This window comes from Sphaerotilus uruguayifluvii (assembly GCF_013294065.1).
In the GTDB taxonomy this organism is placed as follows: domain Bacteria; phylum Pseudomonadota; class Gammaproteobacteria; order Burkholderiales; family Burkholderiaceae_C; genus Sphaerotilus; species Sphaerotilus uruguayifluvii.
On the sequence record NZ_JABSNM010000001.1, the window covers coordinates 175,007 to 189,430 of the forward strand.

General features: G+C 74.4%; 12 protein-coding genes. 8 read left to right on the forward strand and 4 right to left on the reverse strand.

The features are described from left to right. The first annotated feature begins 51 nt into the window (after positions 1–51). The 4 genes from lptA to HNQ01_RS00815 all read left to right on the forward strand — a co-directional run bounded on the left by lptA (position 52) and on the right by HNQ01_RS00815 (position 3,496). Complete coding sequence (gene lptA, locus HNQ01_RS00800) at positions 52–627, forward strand: lipopolysaccharide transport periplasmic protein LptA (protein ID WP_173803411.1); 576 nt, start codon at positions 52–54, stop codon at positions 625–627. Next, positions 624–1,400: an LPS export ABC transporter ATP-binding protein gene (gene lptB / locus HNQ01_RS00805; RefSeq protein WP_173803412.1), complete on the forward strand. Its 777-nt coding sequence runs from the start codon at positions 624–626 to the stop codon at positions 1,398–1,400. The genes lptA and lptB overlap by 4 nt, the downstream gene beginning before the upstream one ends. Positions 1,401–1,407: 7 nt before the next feature. Next, positions 1,408–3,075, forward strand: a complete 1,668-nt coding sequence (gene rpoN / locus HNQ01_RS00810) for an RNA polymerase factor sigma-54 (protein ID WP_173803413.1) — start codon at positions 1,408–1,410, stop codon at positions 3,073–3,075. 169 nt (positions 3,076–3,244) lie between these two features. Further along, positions 3,245–3,496, forward strand: a complete 252-nt coding sequence (locus HNQ01_RS00815; RefSeq protein ID WP_173803414.1) for a hypothetical protein — start codon at positions 3,245–3,247, stop codon at positions 3,494–3,496. Here the strand turns inward: HNQ01_RS00815 and HNQ01_RS00820 are convergent. Together HNQ01_RS00820 and HNQ01_RS22520 are read right to left on the reverse strand one after the other, a co-directional pair. After that, positions 3,465–4,091, reverse strand: coding sequence for a DUF4126 domain-containing protein (locus tag HNQ01_RS00820; RefSeq protein WP_173803415.1), 627 nt, complete (start codon positions 4,089–4,091; stop codon positions 3,465–3,467). The two genes, HNQ01_RS00815 and HNQ01_RS00820, sit on opposite strands and share 32 nt — an antisense overlap. Positions 4,092–4,146: 55 nt before the next feature. Continuing rightward, positions 4,147–6,783, reverse strand: a complete 2,637-nt coding sequence (locus tag HNQ01_RS22520; RefSeq protein ID WP_173803416.1) for an SNF2-related protein — start codon at positions 6,781–6,783, stop codon at positions 4,147–4,149. 295 nt (positions 6,784–7,078) lie between these two features. Between HNQ01_RS22520 and HNQ01_RS00830 the strand changes: the two genes are divergently transcribed. The 4 genes from HNQ01_RS00830 (at position 7,079) to HNQ01_RS00845 (ending at position 11,071) form a co-directional block, all read left to right on the forward strand. Continuing rightward, positions 7,079–7,741 (forward strand): hypothetical protein, encoded by a 663-nt coding sequence (locus tag HNQ01_RS00830; RefSeq protein ID WP_173803417.1) that lies wholly within the window; start codon positions 7,079–7,081, stop codon positions 7,739–7,741. A 49-nt stretch (positions 7,742–7,790) separates the two neighbouring features. Then, entirely contained in the window at positions 7,791–9,089 is a 1,299-nt protein-coding gene (locus HNQ01_RS00835) for a YfiM family lipoprotein (protein ID WP_173803418.1), read from the forward strand. A gap of 66 nt (positions 9,090–9,155) precedes the next feature. Next, positions 9,156–9,689: a GDP-mannose mannosyl hydrolase gene (locus HNQ01_RS00840; protein WP_173803419.1), complete on the forward strand. Its 534-nt coding sequence runs from the start codon at positions 9,156–9,158 to the stop codon at positions 9,687–9,689. 401 nt (positions 9,690–10,090) lie between these two features. Next, positions 10,091–11,071 (forward strand): right-handed parallel beta-helix repeat-containing protein, encoded by a 981-nt coding sequence (locus HNQ01_RS00845; RefSeq protein ID WP_173803420.1) that lies wholly within the window; start codon positions 10,091–10,093, stop codon positions 11,069–11,071. Here HNQ01_RS00845 and HNQ01_RS00850 read toward each other — a convergent pair. Then, positions 11,065–13,323: a polysaccharide biosynthesis tyrosine autokinase gene (locus HNQ01_RS00850; protein WP_173803421.1), complete on the reverse strand. Its 2,259-nt coding sequence runs from the start codon at positions 13,321–13,323 to the stop codon at positions 11,065–11,067. The two genes, HNQ01_RS00845 and HNQ01_RS00850, sit on opposite strands and share 7 nt — an antisense overlap. 13 nt (positions 13,324–13,336) lie before the next feature. Then, positions 13,337–14,404 carry a glycosyltransferase family 4 protein gene (locus HNQ01_RS00855; RefSeq protein WP_173803422.1) on the reverse strand — a complete coding sequence of 356 codons (1,068 nt, stop codon included), beginning with the start codon at positions 14,402–14,404 and terminating at the stop codon, positions 13,337–13,339. Positions 14,405–14,424 lie beyond the last annotated feature (20 nt).

Genomic DNA, 14,424 nt, shown 5'->3' on the forward strand with positions numbered 1-14,424 from the left:
GCCACCCCGTGCTGGTTCTCAGGTCGCGCACCCCGTGCGGGGGCCATGACGATGGCCATCCTCCTGTGTGCGGCCGTGCTGCCGGCGCAGGCCGAGCGCGCCGACAGCGCCCAGCCGCTGGCCTTCGACGCCGGGCGCATGGTGCTCGACGGCAAGCGCAAGGTGCGCGTGCTCAGCGGCGGGGTCGAGATCACCCGCGGCACGCTGCAGCTCAAGGCGGCCCAGGTCGAATTGAAGGAAACCCCGCAAGGCGGCCAGTTCGCCGTCGCGACCGCCGCCGACGGCCAGCTCGTCGCCTTCCGGCAGAAGCGCGAGGGGCTCGACGAGATCGTCGAGGGCCAGTCGCGTCGCATCGAATACGACAGCGCCAGCGAGACGGTGCGCTTTCTCGGCCAGGCCCAGGTGCGCGTGCTGCGCGCCGGTGCGCCGGCCGACCAGGTCAGCGGCCAGGTCATCGTCTACGACCATGTGCGCGACGTCTTCGAGGTCCAGGGCGGCGGCGCGTCGAGCCCGTCGTCGGCCACCCCGGGCGGCGCGGCGGCGCCGGGCCGCGTGCGGGGCGTGCTGACGCCGCGGGCCTCGTCGGGCGCCTCGGCGCCGGCGGCCCCTGCGGAGGGCGCGCGTTGAGCGGCGCCGCATCCGATCTGGCGCCGGGCGCGGACAGCCGGCTCGAGGCCGAGGGCCTGCAGAAGCGCTACGGCTCGCGCCTGGTCGTCAAGGACGTGCACCTGGCGGTGCGCAGCGGCGAGGTCGTCGGCCTGCTCGGCCCCAACGGCGCGGGCAAGACCACCAGCTTCTACATGCTCGTCGGCCTGGTGCGGGCCGATGCCGGCCAGATCCGCATCGACGGCGAGCGCGTCGAGCGCCTGCCGATCCACCAGCGCGCGCGCCTCGGCCTGTCCTACCTGCCGCAGGAGGCGTCGATCTTCCGCCGCCTGACCGTCGAGGAGAACATCCGCGCGGTGCTGGAGCTGCAGCACGACGCGCAGGGCCGGCCGCTGGACCGGCGCACCATCGACGAGCAGCTCGGCGCGCTGCTGGCCGACCTGTCGATCGAGCGGCTGCGCGACAGCCCGGCGCCGGCGCTGTCCGGCGGCGAGCGCCGCCGCGTCGAGATCGCGCGGGCGCTGGCGACGCAGCCGCGCTTCATCCTGCTCGACGAGCCCTTCGCCGGCGTCGATCCGATCGCGGTGATCGAGATCCAGCGCATCATCGGATTCCTGAAGGCACGCCGCATCGGCGTGCTGATCACCGACCACAACGTGCGCGAGACGCTGGGCATCTGCGACCGCGCCTACATCATCAGCGAGGGCCATGTGCTGGCCGAAGGGGAACCGGCGGCGATCGTCGAGAACCCGCAGGTCCGCAAGGTCTACCTCGGCGAACACTTCCGGATGTGACCGCCCCATGAAACCGTCCCTTCAGGTCCGCCTGTCGCAGCATCTGGCCCTCACGCCGCAGCTCCAGCAGTCGATCCGGCTGCTGCAGCTCTCGACGCTGGAGCTCCATCAGGAAGTCGAGCAGATGCTCGAGCAGAACCCCTTCCTCGAGGCCGACGAGGACAGCGGCGGCGGCCCGGAGGCGGTCACCGTCGAGGGTGGCACCGCCGCCGCCAGCGAGCGCGAGGACTGGAGCCCGGCCGCCGACGCGCCGGCCGATGCGCCCGCCGAGGCCGCTCCGGCGGGCGAGGGCGAGGCCGCCGGCGTCGACCAGCTCGACTTCGACAGCGCCGACGCCAGCAGCGACTGGGACCACGGCGGCGACGAGTACGACAGCCTGTCCGACGTCGGAGGCGCCCGCAACGGCGCGCCCGACGACGAGGACAGCGACTGGAGCGAGCGCTCCAGCGTCGCCGAGAGCCTGCCCGACCACCTGCGCGGCCAGCTGCGCGGCATGCGCCTGGCGCCCGAGGACCAGCTGCTGGTCGAGGCGCTGATCGACTCGCTGACCGAGGACGGCTATCTGGCCGACCCGCTCGAGGAGATCGCCGAGCGCCTGGCCGTCGGTCTGGAGCTGGGCGAGTCGCTCGGCCGCGATGCCGCGCCGGGCGAGGTCACCGCGGTCGACATCGACCAGGCCGAGCTGCCCGAGGCGCCGACGCCGGAGGAGGCGCAGGCCGCCGCCGAGCTGCGCGAGGAGCTGCTCGACCGGCTGCGCTGCGCGCTGGGCTGGCTGCAGAACCTCGAGCCCTGCGGCGTGGGCGCGCGCGACCTGGGCGAATGCCTGGTGCTGCAGCTGCGCGAGCACGACGCCACCGAGGCGCGCCGGGTCGCGATCCTGATCTGCCAGGGCCATCTGGAGCTGCTGGCGCGGCGCGACATGAAGAAGCTGGTGGCCGCCACCGGCGCCGACGAGGACGACATCCGCGACGCGCAGTCGCTGATCGTCACGCTCGAGCCCAAGCCGGGCCGGCGCTTCGCGCGCGCCGAGGCCAACATCGTCGTGCCCGACGTCATCGTGCAGAAGGCGGGCCGCGGCTGGCGCGTCGTGCTCAACCCGGACGTGATGCCCAAGCTGCGCATCAACGACATGTACGCGCAGGCGCTGCGCCAGCACCGCGGCCAGCGCGGCGCCGACGAGGCCGGCAGCGGCGCGACGCTCTCGGCGCGGCTCCAGGAGGCGCGCTGGTTCGTCAAGAACATCCTGCAGCGCTTCGACACCATCCAGCGCGTCAGCCAGGCCATCGTCGAGCGCCAGAAGGGCTTCTTCACCCACGGCGAGATCGCGATGAAGCCGCTGGTGCTGCGCGAGATCGCCGACGAGCTCGGCCTGCACGAGTCGACCATCAGCCGCGTGACCACCGCCAAGTACATGGCCACGCCCTTCGGCACCTTCGAGCTGAAGTACTTCTTCGGCTCCAGCCTGAACACCGAGGCCGGCGGCAACGCCTCCAGCACCGCGGTGCGCGCGCTGATCAAGCAGTTCGTCGCCGCGGAGGACGTCAGGAAGCCGCTCTCCGACAGCCAGCTCAGCACGATGCTGGAGGAGCAGGGCATCCAGGTCGCGCGCCGCACGGTCGCGAAATACCGCGAGGCGCTGAAGATCGCGCCGGCCAACCTGCGCAAGGCGATCTGAGGAACGCACCACAAGGGTGCCTCCCGAGCCGGTACCTTGGCGCCTGGCGTGGGTGACCGAGGGATCTCCCCGAGCAGCGCTGGTGCGGCTGCCCAGCGCCGGGGCAGTTTCTTTTGCATTTCAGTCGGCACGCCGCATGCAAAGGGCATCGGGCACTCAGGAGTCCCCGATGAACAACGACCAAGATCCCGCCACCGACCGCCTCCAGATCGCCAGCCGCATCCATGATCTGCTGCGGCGCGAGACCGGGCAGGAGGTCGATGTGAACCTGATGCTCGGTCCGCCCGAGTACGCGAAGGCGGTCCTGAGCCTGTGCCGCGCCTGCGGCCACCCCGAGCTGGCCCGGCTGGCCGAGCAGTTCAGCGTCACCGCCCTGCGTCGGCCGGTGTTCACGCAGGCTGCGGGGGCTCCGCGCCGCTGAGCGCGCGGCGCATGCGCGCCAGCAGCGCACGCAGGTGGCGCGCGAGCCGCCACAGCAGCACCAGCATCGCCAGCGTCATCGCCGCCAGCGCGGCGGCGGCCGTCAGCGGATGCTGCCAGGCCAGCCAGAGCATCGACGGCACCAGCGCATCGCCGGCCAGCGACAGGCCCCAGTTGCTGAACGGCTCCGGCGAGGCGTTGACCGCCGCGCGGGTGGCCGACTTGGCCGCGTGCGCGGTGGCGGCCAGCGAGCCGCCCAGCACCGCGGCGACCGTCGCCCAGACCGTCTCGTCGCCCCCGAAGACCGCCGCGGCCAGCGCCGCGCCCGCCGGCACGCGCACCAGCGTGCTGATCAGGTCCCAGAAGGAATCCAGCCCGGGAATCTTGTCGGCGAGGAACTCGACCAGCAGCATCAGGCCGCTGGCGCCGAGCACCAGCGGATGCGCGAGCCACTGCAGCCCGTCGGGCAGGCCGATCCAGCCGAGCCGGCCGGCCAGTCCGGTCAGGAAGAGGACCGCGTACAGCCGCAGGCCGCTGGCCCAGCCGAGCGTGGCGGCCACGGACATCAGCTCCGGGGTTCCGAAGGAGGCAGGCATGGTGCCGCCATCGTAGCGGGCCCCGCCGCGGCGGGGCCCGACCTTCAGCCGGGCTTCAGGCGGCCGCAGCGGGCTCCGGCGCGGCCTCGGCCTTCGGGGCGACGCTGGCCGCGGTGTCGGCCGGCATCACGCCGGTCAGCACCTCGAGCGCGGCCATGAAGCGCTCCAGGCGCGCGCCGCCGAGGAAGACCTCGGCCTGCGCGCCGTCGACCAGGCCGACGAAGAGCTCGCGCGAGGCCGCGTCGTCCTGCGCCTGCATCAGGCGCTCCTCCAGCGTGCCGCTGGCGACCAGGTGGCACACCGGCACCTGGCGCACGCGGTCGGCGCGGTGGATGCGGCTGAAGCGCTGCGCCAGCATCGCCGGATTCCACGGCCGGTCCAGATGCAGGATCGCGGTGGCCGCATGGCGCAGGCCGAGCTGGCCGCCGGGGCTGTCGTCGCAGCACAGCAGCACCCGCTGCTGCGGATCCTGCTGGAAGGCGCCGATCAGCGCGCGGCGCGCCTCGCCGGCGACATCGACCGGCAGCGCCAGATGCGCGATGCCGCGCGCCTCCAGCGCGTCCGACAGCAGCGCCAGGCTGCCCGCCCACTGGCTGAACACCACCACGCGCATGTCCGGCGCGGCCAGCAGCGTCTCGATGCCCTCGACCGCGGTGGCGATCTTGCCGGCATTGCAGCCCAGGCGCAGCGCATGCAGCGTCGCCAGCAGGCGGCGCTGGTCGGCGTCGGACAGGTAGCGGCTGCGCTGCCAGCGCTGCACCGCGCGCACCAGCTGCAGGCGACGCGCGTCGTGCAGCGGGCGCTCGGCGGCGTCGAGCTCGACCGGGCAGATCGCCTCGACCGTCTCCGGCAGCTGGCGCAGCACCAGCGTCTTCGTGCGTCGCAGCAGCCACGGCGCCAGCGCCTCGAGGCGATCGGGCGCGGGCGCGTCGGCCTGCTGCTCCAGCCGGTCCAGGCGCTCGAGCGCGCCCAGGCGCGGCGTGTCGATCCACGCGAGCATGGCGCGCAGCGCGCGCGGCCGGGCCTCGACCGGCGCCCGCGCGATCACCAGCGCGAAGGCGCTCTCGAGCGTCGCCAGCGCGTCGGTGAAGGCGGTGTCCAACCACGGGCTGGCATCGGCATCGTCGCTCTCGTCGACGACGAGCGTGTCGGCGCCCAGCGTCTGCAGCATCGCCAGCGCGGCGGCATCGCCCACCAGCGCGACGTCGGCCAGCAGCAGCAGCGGCGCCTGCGGCGAGGCCGGTGCCAGCGTGGCGGCGGCGATCTCGTCGGCACTGGCGACGATGCGCGCCTCCAGGCCGGTCAGCGCCAGCCATTGCGCCGCCCAGTGGGCACGGCGCTCGGCCGGCGTCAGCACCAGCGCGCGCTCGGCGCCGAACTGCGCCGCCATCAGCCGCAGCGCGGCGACGGCCTGCACCGTGCGGCCCAGGCCGGTGTCGTCGGCCAGCACGCTGCGGCCGGCGCAGGCGGCGTACAGCGCGCCCTCGCCCTGGTAGGGCCGCAGCGGCAGCGCCACCAGCGCGGCCAGCAGCGGGCTCGCCGGCCCTTCGGGCAGGCGGCTCTCGAGCAGGCGCACCCGTTCGCGCATGTCGCGTGCCGGTGCCAGCCACTGCCAGACCGCCTCGTCGATGCGCAGCGCGTGCCGGCGCTCGCGCGCCACGCGTGCCATCTCCAGCAGCGCCAGGTCGTTGACCAGCGGCGCGGCGGCGCTGGGCTCGTCGAGCTGCGTGGCCAGGGCCAGCAGCTCGGCCGGGCAGTCGCGCCCGGCCGTCCACGCCAGACGCCGGCGCAGGCCGTCCTCGAGCGTGACCTGGCTGAACGGCGGCGCCGGCGGCTCGGCCGGGGCGGCGACCTCCGGCTCGGCGATCTCGGCGGGGGCCGGTTCGGCGGCAGCGGCCTGCTCGGCGTCGGCTTCGGCGGCCTCCGGCGTTCCAGTCGTGTTATCCACAGCTTGTCCACAGGCGGGCTCGCCCTGTGCCTCGGCCTCGACGACCACGGCGGCGGTGTCGGCGATCTCCGGGGCCGGCTCGTCCGCGGTCGGCGCGGCGGGCTCGGCCACGGTCGGCGCTTCTGCCTGCGCTTGCGCCTCCCCTGCGGTCTCGGACACGGCCTGGGCGGCCGGCTTGCGACGCGGGGCGCGCTTCTTCGGCCTGGCCTCGGCAGGAGCCGTCTCGGCGCTCGGCGCGACGGCGACCTCGGGGACCGGCTCGGTGATGCGCTCGACCACGGGTTCGACCACGGGTTCGACCGCGGCTTCGATCACGGGCTCGACGGCCGGTTCGACCACGGGCGCGGCAACGGCGACCGGCGCCTCTGCCGGAGCCGCCTTCGCCCTGGCCTTCGCCGGCGTGGCCTTGCGGGTCGCCTTGGCGGGCTGGGCGGCCTTGGCGGCGGTCTTGGTCGCGCTTGCCGTCTTGGCCGCGGTCTTGCGGGCGCGTGCCGGGGCCTTGCGAGCGGCCGCCGGGGCCGGTGCGGCCTCCGCCACGGTCTCGGCCGGAGCCGGTGCGACCGGCTCGGCAGGGACCATGGCTTCGGCGACGGCCACGGCGTCCCCCGGCGCGGCGGGCGCTTCGGCTGCCGCGTCGGCGGCCTTTCGGCGCGGGCTGCGCTTGCGGGCCGGGGCTGCGGCCGGTGCCGCGTCGGCCTCGACAGGCGCAGGCGCCTCGGGCGCCGCGGCGACGGGCTCGATCACGGCCTGAGCCAGGTCATCGCCGGCAGGGGTGGACGCTCCGCGCGCGGCGCGGGTACGGGAGGAGGAAGTCTTGCGGGATGAGGTAGACGCCATGGTGGCTGGGCCGACTGTGCCGGCCGATCGGTGTGCGAAGTCCTTTGCGTTGGCCGGCACTGTAGCCGGTATGGCGGCCCAACTCCCGCTTCGCGTCGATGATCGGTGTGTCTCGAGGGGGCAGATGTGCCCGAGTTCGGGTTTTCCGGGGGATTGCGCGATGTCAGCGTGGTGCTCCGCGGTCCCTCTACGATGCCGGACCATGGAACTCGATCTCGTGCTGGCCGCCGTGGCGGTGGCGGTGGCGCTGTGGCTGCGCCCCTGGCGTGTCGTCGGTCCGGCCGGGCCGCCGTGGGTCTGGCTGGGCTGGTGCGCGGTCATGCCGGTGCTGTGGGGCACCGACCGCTATGTCGCGTCGACGGTGGTGCAGCCGCTGTCGGGCGCGGTGCTGCTGATGATGATGGCCGGCTGGCCGCTGGCGGTGCTGGCGATGGTGCCGGTGGCGCTGGCGACCTGGGCGATGGCCGGACTCGAGGGCGCCGAGGCGCTGCACCGGCTGGTCTGGCTCGGCGACATGCCGGCGACGATCGCGCTGGGCCTGGGCGCGGCGGTGCGGCGCTGGCTGCCCCACCAGCTCTTCGTCTACATCCTCGGCCGCGGCTTCGTCGCGACCGCACTGAGCTGCGTGCTGTCGGGCGCGCTGTCGATGGCGCTGCATGGCGCCACGCCCGGCCTCGATCCGGACGAGCAGATGATCGGCCGCTGGCTGGCCGCCTGGGGCGACGCCTTCCTGGTCGGCATGGTGGTGGCGATCTTCGTCGCCTTCCGGCCGGAGTGGCTGGCGACCTACTCGGACCGCCTCTACCTGCGCCCGCCGGAGTCCGGGGGGCCGCCCGACCGGGACGACGGCCCGGGAGCGGAGTGAGGGGTTTTCCCGGATCGGGACCGGGCCGCGCGTCTAAGATGCGCCGCTCATGAAGATCGCCTCCCTGCTGCGGCCGCTGTCCTGGATCGTGCTGGCCTGTGCCGGCCTGCTCGTGCTGGTCCTGGCGCTGGCGCTGCGCTCGCGCCCCGGCGTCGCGCGCGATGCCGCCGCGCTCGACGCCGGCGACATCGTGCGGCTGAAGCAGCAGCTGGTGCGGGCCGACCCGCGCCGGGCGCCGCACGCCCGCCCGCCCGAAGGCGGCGCGCCGGCGCTGCAGGTCTTCCGGGCCGAAGGCCGCGACGTCGACCTGCTGCTCAACGACGCGACGCAGCGCCTGCTGCATGTGCCCAGCCGGCTGACGCTGCAGGACGGGCACGCGCTGCTGCAGGCCAGCGTCGAGCTGTCGCCGGCCTTCGCGCCCTTCGGCCGCTGGCTCGACATCGAGGCCGCGCTGCGCGAGACCGGCGGCCTGCCCGAGCTCGAGCGGCTGCGCCTGGGCCGGCTGCCGGTGCCGGCGACGCTGGCCGAGTGGCTGCTGCGCCGCGAGATCGCGCGCCGCGGCGCCGCGCCCCAGGTCGATCTGCTGCTCGACATGGTGCAGCGGGTCGGCTTCGCGCCCGACCGGGTCGAGGTCGCCTATGTCTGGCGCGAGGATGCGCCGGACCGGCTGCGCGAGTCGCTGCTGCCGCCGGGGCTGGTGCCGCGGCTCCAGGCCCATGCCGCGGAGCTGGCGCGGCTGGCGCGCAAGGCGCCCGAGCCGGTGGCACTGCCGGTGCTGCTGCGGCCGATGCTGGCCTTCGCCGGCGGGCGCTGCGGCCTGGACTGTCCGCCCGCGCAGCTGACCGAGGAATACCGCGCCGCGCTGATCGTCATGGCGCTGCACGCCAGCGGCCAGCCGCTGTCGCGCATCGTGCCGCAGGCGCGCGACTGGCCGCGTGCGCCGGCGCGCCAGGTGACCCTGCGCGGCCGCGGCGACTTCGCGATGCATTTCCTGATCTCGGCGGTGCTGGCCGCCGAGGGCGGCGGGCGCCTGGCCGACGCGATCGGCATGTACAAGGAGGTCGCCGACTCGCGCGACGGCAGCGGCTTCAGCTTCAACGACCTCGCCGCCGACCGCGCCGGCACCCGCTTCGGCCAGATCGTCGTGCACGACCCGGGGCGGCTGCGCGCGGCGGCCGGCCGCGACGCGCTGCCCGAGGACGACTTCATGCCGACGGTGGCCGACCTGCCCGAGTTCATGCCGCAGGCCGAGTTCCAGGCCCGCTACGGCGGCATCGGCGCGCCGGCCTACCGGCGCATGATGGCCGACATCGAGCAGCGGGTGATGTCGCGGCCGCTGCTGCGCTGACCGGCCCCGGCCGGCCGCCTCGTGTCCACCCCCGTGCTTTCTGCTTCCGCCGATCCGAGCCGCCCGATGAATTCTCCACAGCCTGCCCTCCCTGCCCGCCTGCCCCGCGAGACGCTGGTCGAGGTGATCCGCCACACGCCGCTGGTCTCGATCGACCTGATCTGCCTCGATCCGCAGGGCCGTCTCCTGCTGGGCTGGCGCAGCAACCGGCCGGCGCAGGCGAGCTGGTTCGTGCCCGGCGGGCGCATCCTGAAGGACGAGCGCGTCGAGCAGGCGATCGAGCGCGTCGCCGCGGCCGAGCTCGGCCTGCCGGCGGCGCTGGCCGCGCAGGCGCGCCCGCTCGGCGTCTACCAGCACCTCTATCCGGACAATTTCGCCGGCGTCGAGGGCCTGGGCACGCACTACGTCGTGCTGGCCTGGACGCTGCGCCTGCCCGCGGGCGAGCTGCAGGCCGCCGATGCGCAGCACCGCGAGCTGCGCTGGTTCCGCGCCGAGGAGCTGCTGGCCGACCCGCAGGTGCATCCGAACACGAAAGCCTATCTGGACACCTCGATCACCGGCCCGCGCACGGGCGCATCCGCCACAGGACTTGCAATCTGAAGCGAGTTTTAACAAGTGGCGTATTTTTTAACTTCGGTTTAATCCAAGTCACGGGAACGACCGAGTCCCCGGCTACCATTCATGTGAATCTTCACGCCGGGGACGGGCAGCGAGTGCCAGTCCAGCGAAGTCCGGTCATCACGGAAGCAAGGGACCTGATGCGCGGCAGTGTGTCGCAGACCCGGACGCGCCGGACTGGCGCCGGCCCGCCCCGGCGTGGAGAGGACCTCTCTGAGGACGGGCCTCGATCGGCCCGGAAGGCGGCCGTTGCCGGGCTGATCCTCGCCGCAGTCGCCTGCGGCCCTGCGGCCGTCCGTGCCGCTCCCCCGCCGCCCTCTGCATCCGCCCCCACCGTCGTCTCCGCCGCGTGCCCGCATGCCTGCGGGTTGCCCGGGCCGGAGGTGGATGTGCGCAATTTCGGCGCGATCGCCGACGACGACCGGCCGGACGACGACGCGATCCGTCGTGCGCTGGCGACACTGCCGCCGGGATCCGTGCTGGTGCTGCCGCCGGGTCGTTACATCCAGGCGCACAGCCTGGTCATCGACCGGCCCGGCGTGACGCTGCGTGGCGTCGGGGCCACGCTGCAGGCCACCGATCCGCATGACCACGCGCTGGTGCTCCAGGCCGATGCCACCGGCGTGCTCGGCCTGAGGCTGACGGCGCGTCCCGAGCGCCGCGGCGACCGGCCCGAGCAGTCCCGGCTGGTGCTGCGCGGCGCCGGCCAGCGGGTGCGCGACGTGCGCATCGACGGCGCCGCCTCGGCCGGCGTGCTGGTGCTGGGCGCCTCGGACTTCGCGATCACCGGCACCGAGGTGCGCGGCACGCTGGCCGACGGCATCCATGTCACCGGCGCCAGCCATCGCGGCTGCATTCTCGGCAACCGGGTGCGCGACGCCGGCGACGACCTGATCTCGGTGGTGTCCTACGAGGCCGACGCGGCGCCGGTGCGCGACGTGCTCGTCGCCGGCAACGAGGTCGCCGGCGGGCGCTGGGGGCGCGGGCTGTCGGTGGTCGGCGGCGAGCACATCACGCTGCGCGACAACCGCATCGCCGACGTGCTGCGCGCCGCCGGCATCCTGATCGCCCGCGAGGGCTCGTGGCACACGCGCGGCGTCGACGAGGTGCGCGTCGAGGGCAACCGCCTCGAGCGCATCGGCCGGCCGCAGGACGCGGCCCGGGCCGCCGGCGCGCCGACCGGCCATGCGGCCGTCGAGGTGCACCGCTGGCGCGTGCCGCCGCGCCTGCCCGGCATCGGCCGGCTGCATGTCGCGGACAACCGGGTCGACGACAGCGGCGTGCCGGCGCTGCACCTGGGCGACGGACGCCAGGATCCGGCCGTCCTGGGCGCGCGCGTCGACTGCGCCGCGGGGGCTCAGTAGGCGTTGAGCACCACGCCGGCGATGTCGGCGCGGGTGCGGCGCAGCCGGTCCACCAGCAGGTTCATCGAGCGCGCGTCGGTGCGGCCGTTGCGGCCGACCAGCACCGCCTGGCCGCAGGTCGCGGCGATGACGCGCGCGTCGGCGCAGGCGCGTGCCGGCGGCGTGTCGACGATGACGCGGTCGAACTCGCGCTGCAGCTCGCGCAGCAGCACGCCGAACAGCGGCTGCTGCAGCAGCTCGAGCGGATTGGGCGGCGGCGCGCCGACCTGCATGACGAACAGGCCCGGCAGGTCGGCCGAGCGGTCGAAGGGCCGCTGCGGCCGGCGGCCGTTGAGCAGGTCCGACAGGCTGGCGCGCTCCTTCAGGCCGAAGACGCGGTGCAGCGCCGGCTCGCGCAGGTTGCCGTCGACCAGCACGGTGCGCTCGCCGAGCTGGCTGAAGGTGATGGCCAGGTTGGCCGCGACATGGGTGCGGCCGTCGCCGTGGTCCGGGCTGACCACCGCCATCGGCACCCGCGGGCCGGCCATGATGCGGCTGCGCAGCTCGCGGAAGGCCTCGGCCTGCGCGCCGTAGGGATCGGTCGCGACGACCAGGCCGCCGGCGCCGAGCCGGCTGGCGTCGAGCGAGTAGGGATAGTTGAACTGCTGCGCCAGCGCCCACAGCACGTCGGCCTGCGTGGCCAGGTCGAGCGCGACCGCGGCCTCGCCGAAGCGCAGCTGCAGGCGCTTCTGCACCACCAGGATGTGCGCGATGTCGCCGTCCGACAGCGGCCGGATGGTGCGCAGCAGCTCGCCGAGCGGTCGCCCGGGATGGGCCGGCGGCGTCGGCGTGCCTGCGGCCGGCTCGTCGTGCGGCGCCAGCGGATCGGGCATCGGGCGGTAGGCGGCATGCACCTCCGGCGAGAGCTGCGGCTCGTCGGCCGCGGGATCGTGCCGTGGCGTCGGGCTCGGAGGGGCGGAGGCGGGCATCGGCGTGGGTTCGGGCGGGGGCAGGGGCGTCGGCATCGGCAGGGCGGCAGCGCGGGTCGGGACCGGGGCCGGCATCGGGGCCGCGATCGGGGCCGAGGGCCGGGGCGCCGGCCGGGCGAGGGCCGCCTCGTCGGCCGGCGCGTGAAAGGCGGCCCAGGCGCGCTCGACCTCGGCGGCGAAGCGCTCGCGGAAGCGCTCCGGCGCGAAGTCCTCGGCGTGGCGGCGGCAGGTCTCGGGCGCGATCGGCTCGGGCAGCGCCTCGAAGGCCTCGACCGCGGCGATCAGCGCCTCGGGCGTCTGCGCGTCGAAGAACACGCCGGTGCGCCGCGCCGGGTCGCCGCGGCCGCGCACCGTCTCCAGCGAGCCGCCGCGGCCGTAGGCGATCACCGGCGTGCCGCAGGCCTGGGCCTCGACCGGGGTGATGCCGAAGTCCTCCTCGGCGGCGAAGACGAAGGCGCGCGCGCGCTGCATGTGGTCGACCAGCGTGGCGTCGTCCTTGAAGCCGAGCACCGTCACGTTCGGGCCGGCGGCGGCGCGCACCTTGTCCATGTCGGGACCGTCGCCGATGACCACCAGCCGGCGCTGCGGCATGCGCGCGAAGGCCTCGACGATCATCGGCATGCGCTTGTACGGCACCATGCGCGAGGCGGTCAGGTAGAAGTCCTCCTTGTCGGCGCGCAGCGCGAAGCGCGCCACGTCCACCGGCGGATGCACCACGCCGGCCTCGCGCCGGTAGACCTTGCGCACCCGCCGGCCGATGAAGGCCGAGTTGGCGACGAAGCGATCGACGCCGGCGGCGGTGCGGCTGTCCCACAGCCGCATGTAGTGCAGCATCGCGCGGGCGAAGGCGCCCTTCATGCCACCCTCCATGCCGGACTCGCGCAGGTACTGGTGCTGCATGTCCCAGGCATAGCGGATCGGCGAATGGATGTAGCAGACATGGAGCTGGTCCGGCCCGGTCAGCACGCCCTTGGCCACCGCGTGGCTCGACGAGACGATCAGGTCGTAGCCCGACAGGTCGTGCTGCTCGACCGCCAGCGGCATCAGCGGCAGGTAGTGGCGGAAGCGCTTGCGCGCGCCCGGCAGGCGCTGGATGAAGGTGGTGCGCGCGACCCGCCCGCCCAGGAAGCCGCGCTCGCCGGGGCCGAGAAAGTCGACCACCGAATACAGGTCGGCCTGCGGATAGATCTTCAGCAGCTGCTCGACCACCTTCTCGCTGCCGGCATGGTTGACCAGCCATTCGTGGACGATGGCGACGCGCTCGGGACGGGGCAGGGCGGACATCGGGAAATCCTCCTCAGACGAAGTGCAGGTCCATCAGGTCGGCGAACTCGCGTGCGGCCCGCTCCCAGGTGAAATGCGCCGCGCGCAGCCGGCCGGCCTCGCGCAGCTCGGCCGCCAGCGTCCTGGAGCCCAGCACCCGGCGCAGCTGCGCCGCCAGCGTGGCTGGATCGTCCGGGTCGCAGTAGAGCGCGGCGTCGCCGCAGACCTCCGGCAGCGAGGCGCGGTCGGAGGAGATCACCGGGCAGCCGCAGCACATCGCCTCCAGCGGCGGCAGGCCGAAGCCCTCGTAGAAGGACGGGAAGACGAAGCAGGCCGCGCCCTCGTAGAGCGCGCGCAGCTGCTGGTCGCTGACGTAGCCGGTGCGCTGCAGCCGGCTGTCGTCCAGGTCCAGGCCGCCGGCCTGCGCGAAGATGCGCGCGTTGCCGCCGCCGGCGGCCACCAGCACGATGCCGGGATCGTCCAGCAGCGCCATCGCCTTCAGCACCGCGGCGAAGTTCTTGTTGTGCGACAGGCTGCCGACCGCCAGCACGTAGCGCCGGCCCTGCAGGTCCAGGCGCTCGAACACCGTCGGATCGGCCGGCAGGCGCAGGATGTGCTCGCCGCCCTCGGGCAGCACCTCGATGTCGAGGAAGGGCCGGCCGAAATGGCGCTCGAGCTCGCCGGCGCTGAAGCGCGACACCGTGGTGACGACGCGCGCGCGGTGCATCACCGAGTCCAGCATGACCCGGTACCAGTGGCGGAAGGCGAAGCCGTAGTTGCGCGGATTGGCCACCGCCGCCGCGTCGTGGATCACCACCATCTGGCGCTGGTGGCGCAGCGGGGCGGTGTTGCACAGGTTCACCAGCGGCTCGTCGCCGGCCAGCGCCGGCAGCTCGGTCTGCTCCCAGCGGTGGCCCTGGTGGCGGCCGGCGCGCTCCAGCCCCAGGCCCGGCGGCAGCGGCGTGACCAGCGCGGCGTCCTGCGGCACGATCGCGCGCGCCTGCGGCAGCAGGCCCAGCCGCGCGCCCGCACCGAGCAGCTCGATGGCGAAGCGGTCCACGCCGGTGGCCGGGCGGGTCAGGAAACGGGCGTTGATCAGCATGCTCGGGCTCTCCTGCCTCG